Origin of the sequence: Mycolicibacterium arabiense, from assembly GCF_010731815.2 — a bacterium.
GTDB lineage: Bacteria > Actinomycetota > Actinomycetes > Mycobacteriales > Mycobacteriaceae > Mycobacterium > Mycobacterium arabiense.
Map to the genome: position 1 here is coordinate 2,933,792 of NZ_AP022593.1, position 17,271 is coordinate 2,951,062.

Here is a 17,271-nt window from a genome sequence, read left to right on the forward strand (position 1 = left end):
ACGGAGCGGACGCACTTGGAACCAAAAGTTGACAGGTGTAAAGTTTCGCCGCATGGACAACATCAGGGGTAGGACCATCGCGATCACCGGCGCCGCCCGCGGCATCGGCCATGCCACCGCGAAGGCATTGCTGGCACGCGGTGCACGCGTGGTCATCGGCGACCGCGACGTTGCGGTGCTCGAGAGCGCCGTCACCGAACTCGGCCGCTACGGACAGGTGACGGGCTACCCGCTCGACGTCACCGACCGGGAATCGTTCGAGGTCTTCCTCGACAAGGCCCGCACCGACGGCGCCGGGCACATCGACGTGCTGATCAACAACGCAGGCGTGATGCCCATCGGCCCGTTCCTCGAGCAGAGCGAGCAGTCGATCCGCTCCTCGATCGAGGTCAACTTCTACGGCGTGCTCGCCGGCTGCCAGCTCGCCCTGCCCGAGATGGTGAAGCGCCGCCGCGGCCACGTCATCAACATCGCCTCGCTGTCGGGCATGATCCCGGTCCCCGGGCAAGTCGTGTACGTCGGCGCGAAGTTCGCAGTCGTCGGCCTCTCCGTGGCGCTCGCGGACGAGATGGCCCCGCACGGCGTCGAGGTGTCGGTCATCATGCCGCCGTTCACCAACACCCAATTGGTCTCGGGCACCAAGGAGACCGCGGGCACCAAGCCGGTCGAGCCCGAGGTCATCGCCGCCGCGATCGTCAAGACCCTCGACAAGCCGAAGACGATGGTGTCGGTCCCGACCCCGCTGCGGTTCACCGCTGCCGCGGCATCCATGCTCGGCCCGCGCGGCCGCCGGTGGATGAACAAGAAGCTCGGGCTCGACAACGTGTTCCTCGAGTACGACCAGGCCGCACGCAAGAGCTACGAGGACCGGGCGCAGGCGTCCCTCGGCGTCGTGGAAAAGGACTAGCGAAGGACTAGCCGCTCGCGGGCAGCGGGTCCCCGGCCCGATACGCCTCGAGTTCGTCGAGCGACTCGACGAGTTCGTCGTGCGTGAACACGTAGTCGTGGTCGTCGGGGCCCGTGCCCACGAGCAGCACGTGCTGCTCCTCGGAGTTCGTCAGCCACATGCGGGTCACGGGTTCGCGCGACTCGTCGTCGATCTCGGCCGCCGACGGCGGGTAGAACCACGACACGACCTCGGCGTTGGAGAACTCCTCGTCGAACTCCCAGCCGCGATCGATCAGCAGCGCGTCCAACTCGGTGACGGCCTCGAGGTCGGCGTGCACCTCGGCGGGCATCCAGCGGGAGTTGCGCGTCGAGACCCGCTTCTTGCGCCTTGCCTTCTTCGCCGCGCTGGACTTGGACACGGCTAGCGCAGCGCCCGGTCGAGGTCCGCGATCAGGTCCTCGGTGCCCTCGAGGCCGATCGACACGCGAACCACACCGTCCCCGAGGCCGATCGCCGCGCGTCCCTCCGGGCCCATCGCGCGGTGAGTCGTGGTGGCGGGGTGGGTGATCAACGTCTTGGCGTCACCGAGGTTGTTCGAGATGTCGATCAGCTCCAGCTTGTCGAGCACCTCGAACGCGCGCGCCTTGGAACCGCCTGCCAGCTCGAACGTGACCACGGTGCCGCCGCCGCTCATCTGCCGCTTCGCCAGGTCGTACTGCGGGTGCGACGGCAGGAACGGGTACTTCACCCAGCTGACGCCGGGATGGCCCTCGAGGAACTCGGCCACCCGCTGCGCGGACCTGTTGGAGTAGTCGACGCGGACCGCGAGCGTCTCGAGGCCCTTGAGCAGCGTCCAGGCGTTGAACGCACTGATCGCCGGGCCCGTGTGGCGCATCAACTTCTGCACCGGACCGTCGATGAACTCCTCGTCGCCGAGGATCGCACCGCCGAGCACGCGACCCTGGCCGTCGATGTGCTTGGTGCCCGAGTAGATGACGACGTCTGCGCCCAGCGGGATGCCCTGCTGCAGCAGCGGGGTGGCGAACACGTTGTCCAGCACCACCTTTGCGCCGGCCGCGTGGGCCAACTCGCACACCGCCTCGATGTCGACCAGCGACTGCATGGGGTTGGACGGCGTCTCGAAGAACACCGCCTGAGTGGGGACCGAGAGCGCCTCCTCCCACTGGGCGAGGTCCTCGCCGTCGACGAACACCGTCTCTACACCCCAGCGGGGCAGGATCTCGTTGCAGACCACGAAGCACGAGCCGAACAGGCTGCGCGCCGCGACCAGCCGGTCGCCCGCGCCGAGCAGCGCGCCGAGCCCCGTGAAGACCGCGGCCATGCCGGTCGCCGTCGCGAACGCCGCGGGCGCACCCTCGATCAGCCGCAGCCGCTCCTCGAACATCGAGATGGTGGGGTTGCCGTAGCGCGAGTAGACGTAGCGGTCGATCTCACCGGTGAAGGCCTTCTCGGCGTCACCCGCCGAGGCGTAGACGTACCCGGACGTCAGGTACAGCGCCTCGGAGGTCTCCTCGAAGTTCGATCGCAGCAGGCCGCCGCGCACGCCGATGGTGGCCTGGCTGACGCCGTCGGGCAGTGGTTTCGGGATGCGTACCGACGGCACGGGACCCTCGGTCTCGCTCACGACTGCCTCCACGGCAGGCCAACGGCCTTCCATCCGGTCGACCCGCGGTGACCCTCGGAGTCGAGATTGCCCTCGAACCCGTCGAGCACGTTGTAGGCCGGTGCGATGCCCGCCTCGGTCGCCTGTTCCGCGGCGCCGATCGACCGGTTGCCCGAGCGGCAGAGGAAGACCACCGGACGTTCGCCGGGGGTGACACCGGAGGCGACCAGATCGTCGACGAAACCGTCGTTGTGGCTGCCGTCGGTCCGGTTCCACTCCACGTAGACGACATCGCGCTGCAACGACGAGATGTCGGGCACTCCGACGAAGCGCCACTCGGCCTCGGTGCGGCAGTCGACGAGTACCGCGTCGGGGTTCTCGACCAGCACTTTCCACGCCTCTTCCGGCGTGATGTCTCCCGCGTAGCTCACGGTCGCGAGTCTCCCATATCTAGCTGGGGCCCGGCGAACACACCGTCCAGGCTCCCGCCTCCCGCGCGAAGGTCACCTCGACGCGCTCGGTCTCCTCCGGGGCGTTGTCGAAGTGGTAGGTCACGAAGCCGCGCGCCTGATCGCCGTCGATGCGCACCTCGGTGATGTCGTCGACGTACCGCTCGCCCCGCTTGGCCACCGAATCACGTTGCCGCGCAAGGACGTCGGACTCCGCGCCGTCGAGTTGGGCACAGGTGTAGCGCTGATAGTCGGCGAAGTCGGCGCGCTGCAGCGCGTCGTTCTGCGCGACCGCGGCCCGCCCCACGTCCTGCTCCGGTGTCGGCCCGTCACCGGAGTTTCCGTTGAGCACCAGTATTGCGATCACGATGGCGCTGAAGATCGCCAGCGCGCCGAGGAACGGCGCGATGGTGGGCCGATCCTCGTCCGGTTCCGGCTCTCCGGCGGCCGGGGCGGGATCGGTCACGGCGCCTGCAGCACGCTGGAGACCCGGTGCGCGCGATCGCGTGCCCGCACCACGTCCGGTGCCGTCGCGACGGCCACGGTCTGGCCGCCGCGCACCCGGACGTCGCTCTCCTGCACCGCCAGCGCCTCGTCGAGCGGACCGCCTGCGGGCCGGTCGAGCACCTCGGCCGCGGCGGGCGAGATCATGATCGTGTCGAGCGGCAACCCGAGGATCGCCCTGGCGTGCAGTTCGAACTGCGAAAGGCGTTGCGAGCGCAGCGTGAGCATCCCGACCGCCTCTGGCCGGGGCCGCACGTGCGAGAAGTACACCTCGTCACCACGCACCAGCAGGTCCACGCCGAACAGACCGCGACCGCCGAGGGAGTTCACGATGCGCGCGGCGATGGACCGCGCGGCATCGAGCGCCGCGGGTGACATCTCGTGCGGCTGCCACGCCTCGAGCGGCCCGCCGTCGGTGCGGCGATGGCCGATCGGTTCGCTGAACTGCACCGTCGGCCCGGACGCCGCGATGCTGCGCGCGGTCAGCAGCGTGACCTCGTCGTCGATCTCGACGACGGTCTCCGCAATGACCCGCGGGGGTGACGGGCTGGCCGCGGTGGCCCGGGCCCAGGCGGGCTCGACGTCCTGCGGCCGGGTCAGCACCGAGCGGCCCGCCGAACTCTCTCCGGCGACCGGCGACACCACCAGCGGGAAGCCCGCGTGCTGCGCGACGGCGTCGAGTTCCTCGGCCGAGCCTGCGAACCAGAACGGCACGGTGGGCAGGCCCAGTTCGTCGGCGGCGAGCTTGCGCAGGCCCTCCCTGTCGAGGGACAGCCGCGCGCTGCGAGGCGTCGGGAACACGTCGACGCCGTCGAGTTCGGCGGCGGCGATCAGCACGTCGACGGGAACGTCAGGGGAGTCGGCGACGACGTAGCCGGGCCGGTCGGCCGCGATCCGCGCACCCACCTCCTGCGCACCGCCGATCACCGCGAGGTCCATCTCCGTCACCGCGGCACCGAGCCGCTCGAAGGCCAGCGCCAGGTCGCGGCCTGGCACGCTGGAGCCGAGCAGCATCACGGTCGGTTCCGCACGGCTCGCGGTCGTTTCACTCATCGTCTGCCCACCCTGCCAGACCGTCAGCGCGCGGCCGTGTCGACCATCGAATCGGCATAGCACCACCGCCAGTCCTCGCCCGGCTCGGCGGAACGCATCACCGGGTGCGACGTCTCGTGGAAGTGCCCGCTGGCGTGGCGGTAGGGACTGGAGTCGCAGCACCCGACGTGCCCGCAGGTCAGACACATCCGCAGGTGCGCCCAGGTAGTCTCGCCGAGTTCCTCGCAACCCTGGCAACGGCCCGGGGACAGCGGTTCGGGATCGGGTTGGTCCGGGATGCCGGCGAGGTGCTCGCACGTCTTCGGCGGGGAATTCGTGTCGCGCCGCCGCGTTCTCCTCCGCATGCTGATCAGGATAGGTCCGTCCGGACAGGGAAGGTGGTCGACGTGAGTGCGTCACTGCTCGCGGTGCTCGTGGTGTCGGTGCTGCTCTCGGCCATCGCGCGGCGCTACGACGTGTCGGCTCCCCTGGCGCTGGTGGTCGCGGGCCTGCTCGCCGGGCTGATTCCGGGGATCGGCGCGATCGAACTCGAGCCCGAGCTGGTGCTGTTCGTGATCCTGCCGCCGCTGCTGTGGTCGGCGGGGCTGGAGAGCAGCTACGTCGCGCTGCGCCGCAACGTCCGCCCGATCGGCCTGCTGGCCGTCGGGTTGCCGCTGGCGACGACCTTCGCCGTCGGCGTGGTCGCCTTCCACACGGTGCCCGAACTGACGATCGCCGCGGCTCTCACGCTCGGCGCGATCGTGGCGCCGCCCGACGCGGTGTCGGCCGCGGCGGTGGGCCGCAGGCTGGGACTGCCGCGCCAGATCATGACCCTCCTGGGTGGGGAGAGCCTGCTCAACGACGCCACGGCACTGACCGCCTACAAGGTGGCGCTGGCGGCTGCGATCGGCACCGCCGCGACGTGGTCCAGCGGCCTCGGCACGTTCGCGCTGGCCGCCGCAGGCGGCGTGCTGGTCGGCGGTTCGGTCGGCTGGATCATCGACTACGTCCGGACCTGGCTGGACGATCCGCTTGTCGAGAGCGCCCTTGGTCTCGTCGCCCCCTTCTTCATCTACTTCCTCGCCGAGCAGGTGCACGGTTCGGGCGTCATCGCCGTCGTCGTCGCGGCGCTCATGCTCGGTCAGCGGTCGACGCGGGCCACCTACGCCACCCGGCTGCAGGACGCGGCGGTGTGGCGAGCGGTGCAGCTGGTGCTGGAGTCGTTCGCCTTCCTGTTGATCGGCCTGCAGCTGCCGACCGTGGTCTCGGAGTTGGCCGGGATCTCCGCCAGGACGCTGCTGGTGGCGTCGGTGTCAGTGCTGGCCACCGTCATCGCCGTGCGGATCGCGTGGGTGTTCGCGTTCACCTACCTGCCGCGCCGGCTGTCGCGGCGCATCCGCGAGACCGAGCCCCGGCCGCGGCCCGCCCACGTGTTCATCGTGGCCTGGGCGGGCATGCGCGGGGTGGTCTCGCTGGCGGCCGCGTTCGCGGTGCCCGCCACCACGCTGAGCGGCGAGCCATTCCCCGGCCGTCCACAGCTGGTGTTCCTCACCTTCGTCGTGGTGGTCGGGACACTGCTCCTGCACGGCCTGACCCTGCCGTGGATCATCAAGGTGCTCGACGTGCAGAGCGACGACATCCACCGTGATGCGCTCGAAGCCGCCGCCGCGCAGACCCGGGCAGCCCAGGCCGCGGCGCAACGCCTCGACGAACTGATCGCCGAACAGAAGCCCGGCTCCATTCACGACTACACGCCAAAGGTGTTGCGGGCGTGGAACGAGCGCCGCAGCCAGGCGGCGTGGGAGGAGCTGGGGCGCAGCGACGAGGAGATCGGCCAGGAGAGTCCCGCTGCGACGTTCCGCCGGTTGCGCCTCGAGATGCTGGAGGCCGAGCGCAAGGAGTTCATCGCGCAGCGCGACGCCGGCGCAATCGACGACGAGGTGCTGCGAAACCTGTTGCGCGGTCTCGATCTCGAGGAAGCAGCCCTCAACCGGGACTGACGGCATCGGTCCCGGTGGACGTGCCTATCTCCGACGGCATCTCGGCCCGGTAGGCCTGCATGGCGGAGATCAGCGCTGCGAACACCCGGTGGGCGGCTTCGAGGTCTTCGTCGGGGAGTACCGCCATCGCGTCGTGGCTGTGTTCGCCGAGCCGGGTGAAGAAGCCGCGGGCCACCTCCATGCCATGGTCGGCGTACCGCAGGATCACCTTGCGGCGGTCGGACGGGTCGACCTCGCGACGCAGGTGTCCGGTCTCGGCCATGCGCTCCACCAGGTAGGTGATCGCCGCACCGGACAACCCCATGCTCCGGCGCAGATCGCCTGCGGTCAGCGGAGCACCTGCGGTCTCCGCCACCATGACGAACAGCAGGGCGCGAAACTCATTGGCGGACAGGTCATTCTGTTCGGCGAAGGCGCGGGCCATCCAGTCCGACTCCGCCGTCAGGGCGCGCAGATCGGCCTCGATGCGACGTTCCGACTGCTCACGATCCGGACCGGGACTCGTCGTATCGGTCATCGTCTCGAACCTCCGGCGGAATTGACGTCTCAGCATAGGCGACCACAGACACTTGCCAACTATTTAGAAAAGTGAAATATTTGAGGGGTGTCCACTCGAACCTCTCGCCTCGCCGCACTCGTCGTCGTGGCCGCGGCCATCGCCGCGCTGGTGCTGATCGGGAGTTCCAGTTCCGCCGAGCAGTCACCCGTCGCCGTCCCAGCCACCGCGGAGTCCGCGCGTGCGGACGCCACCCGCGCCGACTTCCCGCAGGGCAAGGCGGTCCCGGCGATCCTGGTGATCACGCGCGCCGACGGCGCCGCACTGAACGCCGACGACCTGACCGCCACGGACGCGGCGCGCGAACGCGTGCTCGCCGCAGCCGACGCCCAGGGCGCTCCCCCGGTCGCGGTGTCCCAAGACCGCGAGGCCGCCGTCGCGACGATCCCGCTGGCGAGCGACCTGTCGGGCTTCGCCCTCGACGACGCGGTGACGTCGGTGCGGACGGCTACCGGTGACGGTCTGCCCGCCGATCTGCGTGCCGAGGTGACCGGCGGTCCCGCCTTCGGCGCCGACATCGCCAACTCGTTCAGCGGGGCCAACGTCACGCTGCTCGCCGTCACCGCGACGGTGGTCGCGTTGCTGCTGATCATCACCTACCGCTCACCGGTGCTGTGGCTGGTGCCGCTGCTGGTGATCGCGTTCGCCGACCGGGTGGGTTCGGTGGTCGGCGCCGCCATCGCCACCGCCGTGGGCACCACGCCGGACGGTTCCACGTCGGGCATCACCAGCGTGCTGGTGTTCGGCGCGGGCACGAACTACGCACTGCTGCTGATCTCGCGCTATCGCGAGGAACTGGGCAGCGAGCAGAATGCCGGGTCGGCGCTGGGGACCGCGGTGCGGCGCGCCGGACCCGCCATCGTGGCGAGCAACGCGACCGTGGTGCTGGCACTGCTGACGCTGTGCTTCGCCTCGTCGCCCAGCACCAGAAGCCTGGGCGTGCAGGCCGCCGCAGGACTGGTGGTCGCAGCGGTGTTCGTGCTCGTGGTCTTGCCGCCCGCGCTGGGACTGTTCGGCAAGAAACTGTTCTGGCCGTTCGTTCCGACGGTCGGCGCCGAACCGCTTACCACGACGGGACTCTGGCACCGGATCGCCGCCGGCGTCGCGAGGCGCCCCGCGGTCGTCTCGGGTTCGGCGATCGCCGTGCTGGCGCTGCTGTGCACCGGACTGCTGGCCACGCCGATCGGCCTGTCGCAGACCGAGCAGTTCCGGGTGCAGGCGGAGTCGGTGACGGGTTACGAGACTCTCGCCCAACACTTTCCGAGCGGACTGACCGATCCCACCCGCATCGTCGTGTCGAGCGGTTCCGACGGCGCGGTCGAGCAGGCCATCACGTCGACTCCCGGCGTGGTGTCGGCCGCCGCGACGGGGCGCTCGCCGTCGGGTCTGACGCAGTGGTCGGTGGTGCTCGACGCGCCACCGGCCTCCGACGACGCGTTCGCCACCGTCGACGCGCTGCGCACGTCGGTGAAATCCGTGGACCCCGGCGGCCTGGTGGGCGGGTCCGACGCCACCGCACGCGACGCACGGTCCGCCGCCCAACGCGACCTTCGCGTCGTGGTGCCGGCGATCCTGGTCGTGGTGCTGGTGGTGCTCTACGTGCTGCTGCGCGCGGTACTGGCGCCGCTGGTCCTCGTGGCCGTCACCGTGCTCAGCGCGCTGGCCGCGCTGGGTCTCGGCGGCTGGGTCAGCGTGCACGCCTTCGGCTTTCCCGCCCTGGACAACGCGACGCCGCTGTTCGCCTTCCTCTTCCTGGTGGCGCTCGGGGTCGACTACACCATCTTCCTGGTGACCCGCGCCCGCGAGGAAACTCCCGAGCACGGTACGAAGGAGGGCATCGTGCGAGCGGTGTCGGCGACCGGTGCCGTGATCACCAGCGCGGGAATCGTTCTCGCCGCGGTGTTCTGCGTGCTCGGGGTGCTGCCGCTGATCGTCTTGACGCAGATCGGCATCATCGTGGGCCTCGGCATCCTGCTCGACACGTTCGTGGTGCGGACCGTGATCATCCCGGCGTTGTTCACGCTGATCGGTCCGCGCATCTGGTGGCCGGCGTTGCGGCCGGGGCGATAATGTCCTCTCGTGGACTCCCGCATCGTCGACACCCGGCTCGGCCGGGTGCGCGTCCGTACCTCGGGTAGCGGCGAGACCATCGTGTTCTGGCCCAGCCTGCTGATGACGGGCGACATGTGGTCGGCCCAGGCCTCGCACTTCGCCGACCGTTACCACGTGGTGCTCGTCGATCCGCCGGGGCACGGCGAGAGTGAGCCGCTCCGTGGACATTTCACCTTCGACGAGTGCGCCTGGTGCATCTCCGACCTGCTGGACGGACTCGACGTGCAGTGGGCGCACGTCGTCGGCAATTCGTGGGGCGGGATGATCGGCGCCACGTTCGCCGCCCGGCATCCGGCGCGCATCGGCCGCGCCGTGCTGATGAACTGCACGGCGTCGGCGGCGAACCGCTGGCAGAAGGTGGAGTACGGCGCGTTGCTGCGGGCGGCGCGGCTGATGGGCGGCATCAAGCCGCCCCTGACGCGGTCGGTGCTCAAGGCGTTCCTGGGACCGACCACCTTCGCCACCCGGCCGGGTGTGGTCGACGCCGTCACGGCCGCCGTGCAGTCCGTCGACGTCCGATCCAGTTCGTGGGCGGTACGCAGCGTGGTGCCCCGCAGGCCTGATCAGCGCGAGCTGCTGGCGTCGATACGGACGCCGGTCCTGGTGGTCGCAGGCGCGGAGGACGCCACGTTCTCCAACGCCGAGACGAAGGCCATGGCCGACGCCATTCCGGGATCGTCGTTCGTCGTCCTCGACGGCGTCGCCCATCTGGCGGCACTGGAGAACCCCGGGCTGGTCGACTCGATCGTCGACGACTTCCTGGCTAGTTCCTGATCGTCGGGGTGCCCCCGAGGTAGGACTGCGGCGGGTTGCGCGACGGCTGATTCTGGGCGAACCCGGTACACAGGCCCAGCTTGCCGCCAACGCACGGGATGCCGTTCATCGTGGGAACCGGTCCACCGGACACCACGGTCGGGGCACCGTTGTAGGCGGCGTCGTCGTCCGCGACGGCTGCAGGTGCGAAGGCGAGACCCATCGCGCCGATCACCGCGATCAGTCGGATAGACCAGGCGAGACGGTTGGACGTCATGGTTCCCCCTCGTATCGAGTTCGACGATACGCCGCACGAGCCCGCCGTCCTCAGAATCCGTCGGTACCGTCGATTGCATGACCCAGGCTCCAAGCCGGCCCCCCGTCCACATGCGGCGCGATGCTTTCGATCCCGCACCCGAGTTGGGCGCACTGCGTGCGGACGCAGGGGTCGGCACGGTCGTCAACGCGTTCGGCATGCAGGTCTTCATCGTCACCCGGCACGACGACGTCAAGGCGATGCTCGCCGACCACGAGCACTTCTCGAACGCACGGCCGCCGGGCTTCGTCGTGCCAGGCGCACCGGACGTCCCCGCTGCCGAACAGGAATCCCAGCGCGCTGGCAACCTGCTCGGCATGGACCCACCCGAACACCAGCGCCTGCGCCGAATGCTCACCCCCGAGTTCACGATTCGCCGGATCAAACGCCTCGAGCCGAGGATCACCCAGATCGTCGACGAGCATCTCGACGCCATGGCGGCCGGTGGGTCACCCGCCGACCTCGTCGAGGCGTTCGCGCTGCCGATCCCCTCGCTGGTGATCTGCGAACTGCTCGGCGTGCCCTACGCCGACCGCGAGGGCTTCCAACGCCGCGCCAACAAGCAGCTGGACCTGGCGCTGCCCATCCCCGAGCGTCTCGATCTGGCGCGCGAGTCGCGCGCGTACATGCTCGATCTGGTCCGGCGTGCGCGCGTGGCACCGGGCGAGGACATCATCGGCATGCTGGTGCGCGAACACGCCGACGAGCTGACCGACGACGAACTCGTCGGCGTGGCGAGCCTGCTGCTGCTCGCGGGCCACGAGACCACCTCGAACATGCTTGGGCTGGGAACCCTTGCCCTGCTGCGCCATCCGGACCAGCTGGCGGCCGTGCGCGACGAGCCCGACGCGATCGGGCCCGCCGTCGAGGAGCTGCTGCGGTGGCTGTCGATCGTGCACACCTCGATCCCCCGCATCACCACCGCCGACGTGGAGGTCGCGGGCGTGCCCATCCCCGCGGGCCAGCTGGTGTTCGCGTCCCTGCCAGCAGGCAACCGCGATCCCGAATTCATCGACGAGCCAGAGAAATTCGACATCCGCCGTGGCGCACCAGGTCACCTGGCGTTCGGCCACGGTGTGCACCACTGCCTCGGTGCGCCGCTGGCCCGCATGGAGATGCGCATCGCGTGGCCGGCGCTGTTCCGCCGCTTCCCCGACCTGGCGCTCGCCGAAGACTTCGACCACGTGGCGTTCCGAGAGTTCCACTTCATCTACGGACTACGTTCGCTGCAGGTGACGTGGTGAGGGTCGACGCCGATCGCGACGCCTGCATCTCCGCGGGCAACTGCGTGATGACCGCGGATGAGGTGTTCGATCAGGACGACGACGGCATCGTGGTCGTGCTGGTATCCGAGGTCTCCGCCGACGACGAGGCCAAGGTGCGCGAGGCCGTCAAACTCTGTCCGGCGTCGGCACTTCGGCTCGTCGACTGAGGATTGCCAGACTGACCACCAGCACCCACACCGGGAACACCAGCGTGATCCACGGGCTGACGTCGCTGGCGATCAACACCGCGACCGCCGCCAGGTAGGTGGAGACCACCAGCCACGTGGGCATCAACCGCGTCTTCAGCCAGATCGTGGCCAGCGACATCATGAACACCGCGGCCATCCGCAGGGCGTAGGTGTTGCTCAGCGTGGTGACCATGGTCTGCCCGAACACCGCGAGTTCCGCCGACGGCGCCTCGTCGCTCACCCGCTTGCCCGCTGCCAGTCCCTTGCCTACCGCTGCGGCGGCGAACATCATCGCCAGGAACAGCAGACCGCTGCCCAGGAACACCGACGAGAAGAACCTGTCCTCGAGCGTGCCGAACCCGTCGCGCACCACGCCGATGAACCACAGGAACGTGATGCCCGCGAACGGCATCAGGATGGTGGCCAGCCGGATCATGTCGGCGCGGCCGCTCGCCCACTGCGATCCGTGCACCGCGCCCTCGGGTAGCGCGAGCCGGATCAACACCAGCACGGTGCCGAAGATCAGTCCGAACAGCACACCGGCCACCGCGGCGGAGCGTGGCGTCGTCAGGCGCCGGAGATGACGTTCGGCCGCGTGCTCGGTCATGCCGTCATGGTGCCTCAGGGCTGGCCGGGCAGCAGCCGAATCATCAGGCCGTTGGCCTCGGCGAGCAGGGCACCGTCCGGGTCGCGCAGCTCGGCGTTCACGAAGCACTTGCGGCCCTGGGCCTCGCGCACCCAACCGCGCACGGTGAGAGGCGTGTCGATGGGCGTCACCTTGCGGTAGTCGACGTGCAGGAAACCGGTGCGGCTGATCGGCCGCCCCGTGGCGTGGATGACCATGCCGAACGTGGAGTCGAACATCAGCGGCAGCACGCCACCGTGCACGGCCGAGTTGCCGCCGACGTGGAAGCGGCTGAACTGCACCGTCAGCGTCACGCCGTCGGAGTCGAACTGGGTCACGTGATACGGCGGCATCAGCAGGCTGCCCGCGCCGGGCAGTGCCGGTACGCGGTTGGCCGGTCCGACACCCTCGGCAGCCTCGAACGGAGCGAGCAGCTTGACGAGTTCGTCGACCCGGGCGGCCGCCTCGACCCAGGTGTCGCCGTCGGGGTCTGCCGACACCGCCAGGTCCTGCAGCTGCCGCATCGACGCGAGGAACGGACCGAAGCCGGGACCGGGGTCGGCAGGTTCGAATACCGGGAAACCACCGTGCTTTTCGTACTCCAGGTCGTCGTCGGGCTTGGTCATCGGGGTTCCTGGCTCTTCGCGCAAGCGCTCATCGCTGTTCCTGGCTCTTCGCGCAAGCGCTCATCGCGTTGCAAGCACGTCGCGGCGCACGATCGTCTGATCACGGCCCGGGCCCACGCCGATGCACGAGACGTGCGCGCCGCTGAGTTCCTCCAGGCGGAGCACGTAGTCGCGGGCCTTGGCGGGCAGCTCGTCGAAAGTCCGGCAGGTGCTGATGTCCTCCCACCAGCCCGGCAGCTCCTCGTAGACCGGCTCGGCGCGAGCGATGTCGCTCTGGGTCATCGGCATCTCGCTGGTGCGCTTGCCGTCGATGGTATAGCCGACGCACACCGGAACCGTCTCCAGGCTGGACAGCACGTCGAGCTTGGTCAGGAAGTAGTCGGTGATGCCGTTGACCCGCGTGGCGTAGCGCGCGATCACGGCGTCGAACCAGCCGCAGCGACGTGCCCGGCCGGTCGTGACGCCGACCTCGCCGCCGGTCTTGGCCAGGTACGCCCCGTTGTCGTCGAACAGTTCGGTCGGGAAGGGGCCCGAGCCGACGCGGGTGGTGTAGGCCTTCAGGATGCCGAGCACCGTGGTGATCTTCGTGGGCCCGATGCCGGAGCCGACCGACGCGCCGCCCGCGGTCGGATTGGACGACGTGACGAACGGATAGGTCCCGTGATCGACGTCGAGCAGCGTGCCCTGAGAGCCCTCGAGCAGCACCGTCTGGCCGTCCTCGAGCGCCTCATTCAGCAGCAGGCGGGCGTCGGCGATGCGGTGCTTGAAGCCCTCGGCCTGCTCGAGCAGCGTGGCGACCACTTCGTCGGCGTCGAGCGCCTTGCGGTTGTAGATCTTGACCAGCACCTGGTTCTTGAAGTCCAGCGCCGCTTCGATCTTCTGCGTCAGTGAGTCCGGGTCCAGGACGTCGGCCACGCGGATGCCGATGCGTGCGATCTTGTCCTGGTAGCACGGTCCGATGCCGCGGCCGGTGGTGCCGATCTTCTTGTTGCCGAGGTAGCGCTCGGTCACCTTGTCGATCGCCACGTGATAGGGCATCAGCAGGTGCGCGTCGGCCGAGATCAGTAGCCGAGAGGTGTCGACGTTGCGATCCTCGAGGCCCTTCAGCTCGGTGAGCAGCACCCCGGGGTCGACGACGACACCGTTGCCGATGACGTTGGTGACCCCCGGTGTGAGGATCCCCGACGGTATGAGGTGGAGAGCGAAGTTCTCTCCGGTGGGCAGCACGACCGTGTGGCCGGCATTGTTGCCGCCCTGGTATCGAACTACCCACTGCACGCGACCACCGAGTAGATCGGTGGCCTTTCCCTTGCCCTCGTCGCCCCATTGGGCGCCGATGAGGACGATTGCCGGCATGGCGTTGTCTCCCGCTGTCTCCCCCGCGTACTGCCTCAGTACTGTGTGCAGCCGGTGAGCTACCTTATCCGACCTGATGCGAGGAGCCGCAGTGACCGCCCCCGACCTCGCGATTCTGCGGTTCGGCGGCAGGCCCATCCCCCGCGGGCTCGCCGATTTCACGGTGCACGACGTCGCTGCGCCGAAGGACGTCGACGCGGTCGCGGCTGACCGCCTGGTGGTGGTAGGCGCCGACGCCGACCTGGCGTCGGTGCTCACCCGGCTCATGCGCACCGAGCGGCTCGACGTCGAGGTGGCGTACGCGCCGCACCGGCGCTCACCCGCCACCCGCGCGTACGGCCTGCCGACCGGACGTCGCGCGGTGCGCCAGGCCCGTACCGGTACCGCCCACCGCGTGCCGCTGATCCGCGACGACTCGGGGCACGTGATCGTCGGGTTCGCGCTGTGGACCGGCGATCCCGCGCTTCACGGCGAGGCCGTCGTCGACGACACCGTGCTGTTCGACGGCGAGGTGCCAGGGGTGCGCGTCGAGCCGACCGGCACGATGCCCGGCCTGCGCGCAGCGGTGGATCCGAGTCGGCTGCGCAGGCGGCGGTGGGTGGCCGGGCGCGCTGCGCAACTGGGCACGACGGGCGCGGTGGTCGTGCGCGACGGCGAGGCCGGCGCGCGTGCCGTGCGCCGGTCGACGTTCTACCGGCACACGCAGGGCTGGCTTGCCATCAGATAGGTACCTTCGCTGAGGTGAGCATTCGTCCCCTGCGCCAGTCGGTGCGCCCCAGCCCGATCTTCCTGGCGATCGTGGCGATCACTGCGGCAGGTGCAGTGGTCGCGTGGCTCGCCGGCGACGTTCGCGAGCCGCTTGCCTACGTCGGCGTGTTCGTCTTCGTGCTATTCGGCTGGCTGGTGTCGCTGTGCCTGCACGAGTTCGGCCACGCCTACACCGCGTGGCGCTACGGCGACCACGACGTCGAGGTCCGCGGGTACCTGACGCTCAATCCGCTGAAGTACTCGAACCCGATGCTGTCGCTGGGCCTCCCGGTGCTGTTCATCGCACTCGGCGGCATCGGCCTGCCCGGCGGCGCGGTGTACGTGCGGACGTCGTGGATGACGCCGCGGCAGCGCACGATGGTGAGCCTCGCCGGGCCGTTCGCCAACGTGGTGCTCGCCGTCATCCTGCTGGCGGTGACGAAGCTGCTCTACGACCCCGAGCACGCGGTGTTCTGGGCCGGGATGGCGTTCCTCGGGTTCCTGCAGGTGACCGCCGTGCTGCTGAACCTGCTGCCGATCCCCGGCCTCGACGGATACGGCGCGCTGGAGCCGCACCTTGCCTACGAGACGCAGCGCAAGCTCGACCCGGTCAAGGGCTGGGGCTTCCTGATCCTGTTGCTGCTGCTGATCGTGCCCGCGCTCAACCAGGTGTTCTTCTCGGTCGTGTACGCGGTCTACGAACTGTCCGGGGTGCCGAGCTACCTCTCGGCGGTCGGCGGTTCGCTGACGCGGTTCTGGTCGGCCTGGATGTAGGCGGACGCCTTGCGATATATGCGACTTTACGCATAGATTGCGGGTATGGGCGCAGGGCACGACCACAGTCACGGCGGCGGCGACGTCCGCGTCAGCCGCATGGTCATCGGCGCGGGGATCCTGGCGACGTTCTTCGTCGTCGAACTCGCCACCGCGCTGACCATCGACTCCATCGCACTGCTCGCCGACGCCGGCCACATGCTGACCGACCTCGTCGCGATGTTCATGGGCCTGACCGCGGTGCTGCTGGCCAAGCACGGCCCGGCTTCGGCGTCCCGCACGTACGGTTGGCACCGCGCCGAGGTGTTCACCGCCGTCGCCAACGCCGTCCTGCTCCTCGGGGTCGCGGTGTTCATCCTCTACGAGGCGTTCGAGCGCCTCGGCGACGCACCCGACGTTCCCGGCGTGCCGATGATCGTCGTCGCAAGCCTCGGCCTGCTGGCCAACTTCGTGGTCATGCTGCTGCTCCGCTCCTCGTCCGAGGACAGCCTTGCGGTCAAGGGCGCCTACATGGAGGTCGTCGCCGACACCGTTGGCAGCATCGGCGTCCTGATCGCGGGCGTCGTCACGGTCACGACGACATGGCCCTACGCCGACGTCGTCGTCGCGGTGTTCGTCGCGCTGTGGGTGCTGCCGCGCGCGGTGTCGCTGGCTCGGTCGGCCCTGCGCATCCTGTCCGAATCGTCGCCCAGCCACATCGACGTCGACGAGCTACGCACTGCGCTGGCGGCGGTCGACGGCGTCACGGGCGTCCACGACCTGCACGTGTGGACCCTGGTGCCCGGGCGGGACATGGCGACGGCCCACGTGACCTGCAGCGGCGACACGACCAGGGTGCTCGAGGACACCAGGGCGGTCCTCGCCGCCCGCGGACTCGAGCACGCGACCGTGCAGGTCGAACCGCCCGTCGGCGGCTGCGACGAACACAGCCGCTGCTGAGCGGGCGCTACTGGGGCAGCAGCTGCAGCCGTGCGCCCGGATCGCAGTCGTCGAGCAGATCGAGGCAGCGCTGATACTCGTCGGTCTCGCCGATGGACTCGGCGGCGCGAGCCAGCGCTGCGACGCACCGCAGGAAACCGCGGTTCGGCTCGTGCGAGTACGGCACCGGGCCGAAGCCCTTCCACCCGTTGCGGCGCAACTTGTCCAGCCCGCGGTGATAGCCCGTCCTGGCGTAGGCGTACGCGGTGATGGCCCGATCGTCGCCGAGGGCCTCCTCCGCGAGCGCCGCCCACGCCACCGACGCAGCGGGATGTGCTGCCGCGACGATCGCGGGGTTCTCCCCCGCGTCGAGCGCTTCCTCCGCCTCGGTGTCCCGTGGCAGTCGCACCGGTTCCGGCCCCAGAAGGTCACCCATTCGCGTCATGGGCCTATTGTGCCGTGCGGGCTCCGGCGAGGTCCGACGCGAGTGCCGGTGCAGGTGGATAAGCTCTATTCGGACCGTTGCGAGGAGGACTGA

General features: G+C 69.5%; 21 protein-coding genes. 9 read left to right on the forward strand and 12 right to left on the reverse strand.

Features of this window, described 5'->3' with window-relative positions; genetic code table 11:
- Nucleotides 1–52 precede the first annotated feature (52 nt).
- Entirely contained in the window at nt 53–907 is an 855-nt protein-coding gene (locus G6N61_RS15825) for an SDR family oxidoreductase (protein WP_163919365.1), read from the forward strand.
- Between the two features lie 7 nt (nt 908–914).
- Here the strand turns inward: G6N61_RS15825 and G6N61_RS15830 are convergent, their stop codons facing one another.
- From G6N61_RS15830 to G6N61_RS15855, 6 genes are read right to left on the reverse strand one after another with little or no spacing between them, the layout of a single operon-like run.
- Nucleotides 915–1,307 carry a hypothetical protein gene (locus tag G6N61_RS15830; RefSeq protein WP_163919366.1) on the reverse strand — a complete coding sequence of 131 codons (393 nt, stop codon included), beginning with the start codon at nt 1,305–1,307 and terminating at the stop codon, nt 915–917.
- A 2-nt stretch (nt 1,308–1,309) separates the two neighbouring features.
- Entirely contained in the window at nt 1,310–2,566 is a 1,257-nt protein-coding gene (locus G6N61_RS15835) for an O-succinylhomoserine sulfhydrylase (RefSeq protein ID WP_163919367.1), read from the reverse strand.
- On the reverse strand, nt 2,530–2,943 hold the full coding sequence (locus G6N61_RS15840; RefSeq protein ID WP_163919368.1) for a rhodanese-like domain-containing protein: 414 nt from the start codon (nt 2,941–2,943) through the stop codon (nt 2,530–2,532). The genes G6N61_RS15835 and G6N61_RS15840 overlap by 37 nt, the downstream gene beginning before the upstream one ends.
- 19 nt (nt 2,944–2,962) lie before the next feature.
- Complete coding sequence (locus G6N61_RS15845) at nt 2,963–3,427, reverse strand: Rv0361 family membrane protein (protein ID WP_163919369.1); 465 nt, start codon at nt 3,425–3,427, stop codon at nt 2,963–2,965.
- Nucleotides 3,424–4,518, reverse strand: a complete 1,095-nt coding sequence (locus tag G6N61_RS15850) for an ATP-grasp domain-containing protein (protein WP_163919370.1) — start codon at nt 4,516–4,518, stop codon at nt 3,424–3,426. Before G6N61_RS15850 ends, G6N61_RS15845 begins: the two co-directional genes overlap by 4 nt.
- A 23-nt stretch (nt 4,519–4,541) precedes the next feature.
- Nucleotides 4,542–4,862, reverse strand: a complete 321-nt coding sequence (locus G6N61_RS15855) for a UBP-type zinc finger domain-containing protein (protein ID WP_163919371.1) — start codon at nt 4,860–4,862, stop codon at nt 4,542–4,544.
- Nucleotides 4,863–4,904: 42 nt separating this feature from the next.
- On the opposite strand from G6N61_RS15855, the gene G6N61_RS15860 reads away from it, so the two are divergent.
- Nucleotides 4,905–6,497: a Na+/H+ antiporter gene (locus G6N61_RS15860; RefSeq protein WP_163919372.1), complete on the forward strand. Its 1,593-nt coding sequence runs from the start codon at nt 4,905–4,907 to the stop codon at nt 6,495–6,497.
- On the opposite strand, the gene G6N61_RS15865 is transcribed toward G6N61_RS15860, so the two are convergent.
- Entirely contained in the window at nt 6,484–7,014 is a 531-nt protein-coding gene (locus G6N61_RS15865; protein WP_163919373.1) for a MarR family winged helix-turn-helix transcriptional regulator, read from the reverse strand. The two genes, G6N61_RS15860 and G6N61_RS15865, sit on opposite strands and share 14 nt — an antisense overlap.
- An 87-nt stretch (nt 7,015–7,101) precedes the next feature.
- On the opposite strand from G6N61_RS15865, the gene G6N61_RS15870 reads away from it, so the two are divergent.
- The gene (locus G6N61_RS15870; protein WP_163919374.1) at nt 7,102–9,123 is read left to right on the forward strand and encodes an MMPL family transporter; all 2,022 of its coding nucleotides are present in this window, start codon (nt 7,102–7,104) and stop codon (nt 9,121–9,123) included.
- A gap of 9 nt (nt 9,124–9,132) precedes the next feature.
- Nucleotides 9,133–9,939 carry an alpha/beta fold hydrolase gene (locus tag G6N61_RS15875; RefSeq protein ID WP_163919375.1) on the forward strand — a complete coding sequence of 269 codons (807 nt, stop codon included), beginning with the start codon at nt 9,133–9,135 and terminating at the stop codon, nt 9,937–9,939.
- Here the strand turns inward: G6N61_RS15875 and G6N61_RS15880 are convergent.
- Nucleotides 9,929–10,195, reverse strand: a complete 267-nt coding sequence (locus G6N61_RS15880; protein WP_163916654.1) for a hypothetical protein — start codon at nt 10,193–10,195, stop codon at nt 9,929–9,931. The genes G6N61_RS15875 and G6N61_RS15880 overlap by 11 nt on opposite strands.
- Before the next feature lie 77 nt (nt 10,196–10,272).
- Here G6N61_RS15880 and G6N61_RS15885 point away from each other — a divergent pair, with 77 nt between their 5' ends.
- Together G6N61_RS15885 and G6N61_RS15890 are read left to right on the forward strand one after the other, a co-directional pair.
- Nucleotides 10,273–11,478: a cytochrome P450 gene (locus G6N61_RS15885; RefSeq protein ID WP_163919376.1), complete on the forward strand. Its 1,206-nt coding sequence runs from the start codon at nt 10,273–10,275 to the stop codon at nt 11,476–11,478.
- Entirely contained in the window at nt 11,475–11,666 is a 192-nt protein-coding gene (locus G6N61_RS15890) for a ferredoxin (protein WP_163919377.1), read from the forward strand. Before G6N61_RS15885 ends, G6N61_RS15890 begins: the two co-directional genes overlap by 4 nt.
- Here the strand turns inward: G6N61_RS15890 and G6N61_RS15895 are convergent.
- The 3 genes from G6N61_RS15895 to G6N61_RS15905 are packed head-to-tail and all read right to left on the reverse strand — an operon-like array spanning nt 11,626 to nt 14,294.
- Nucleotides 11,626–12,294, reverse strand: a complete 669-nt coding sequence (locus G6N61_RS15895; RefSeq protein ID WP_179973636.1) for a hypothetical protein — start codon at nt 12,292–12,294, stop codon at nt 11,626–11,628. The two genes, G6N61_RS15890 and G6N61_RS15895, sit on opposite strands and share 41 nt — an antisense overlap.
- Nucleotides 12,295–12,308: 14 nt before the next feature.
- Nucleotides 12,309–12,938 (reverse strand): PaaI family thioesterase, encoded by a 630-nt coding sequence (locus G6N61_RS15900; protein ID WP_163919378.1) that lies wholly within the window; start codon nt 12,936–12,938, stop codon nt 12,309–12,311.
- Nucleotides 12,939–12,998: 60 nt separating this feature from the next.
- Entirely contained in the window at nt 12,999–14,294 is a 1,296-nt protein-coding gene (locus G6N61_RS15905; RefSeq protein ID WP_163919379.1) for an adenylosuccinate synthase, read from the reverse strand.
- 76 nt (nt 14,295–14,370) lie between these two features.
- On the opposite strand from G6N61_RS15905, the gene G6N61_RS15910 reads away from it, so the two are divergent.
- Genes G6N61_RS15910 through G6N61_RS15920 form a run of 3 tightly spaced genes read left to right on the forward strand, consistent with a single transcriptional unit; the run spans nt 14,371 to nt 16,754 of the window.
- Nucleotides 14,371–15,021: a peptidase M50 gene (locus G6N61_RS15910; RefSeq protein ID WP_163919380.1), complete on the forward strand. Its 651-nt coding sequence runs from the start codon at nt 14,371–14,373 to the stop codon at nt 15,019–15,021.
- A gap of 14 nt (nt 15,022–15,035) precedes the next feature.
- Nucleotides 15,036–15,815 (forward strand): site-2 protease family protein, encoded by a 780-nt coding sequence (locus G6N61_RS15915; protein WP_163919381.1) that lies wholly within the window; start codon nt 15,036–15,038, stop codon nt 15,813–15,815.
- A 45-nt stretch (nt 15,816–15,860) separates the two neighbouring features.
- The gene (locus G6N61_RS15920) at nt 15,861–16,754 is read left to right on the forward strand and encodes a cation diffusion facilitator family transporter (protein WP_163919382.1); all 894 of its coding nucleotides are present in this window, start codon (nt 15,861–15,863) and stop codon (nt 16,752–16,754) included.
- 7 nt (nt 16,755–16,761) lie between these two features.
- On the opposite strand, the gene G6N61_RS15925 is transcribed toward G6N61_RS15920, so the two are convergent.
- The gene (locus G6N61_RS15925) at nt 16,762–17,178 is read right to left on the reverse strand and encodes a DUF3151 domain-containing protein (protein ID WP_163919383.1); all 417 of its coding nucleotides are present in this window, start codon (nt 17,176–17,178) and stop codon (nt 16,762–16,764) included.
- Nucleotides 17,179–17,271: the final 93 nt, after the last annotated feature.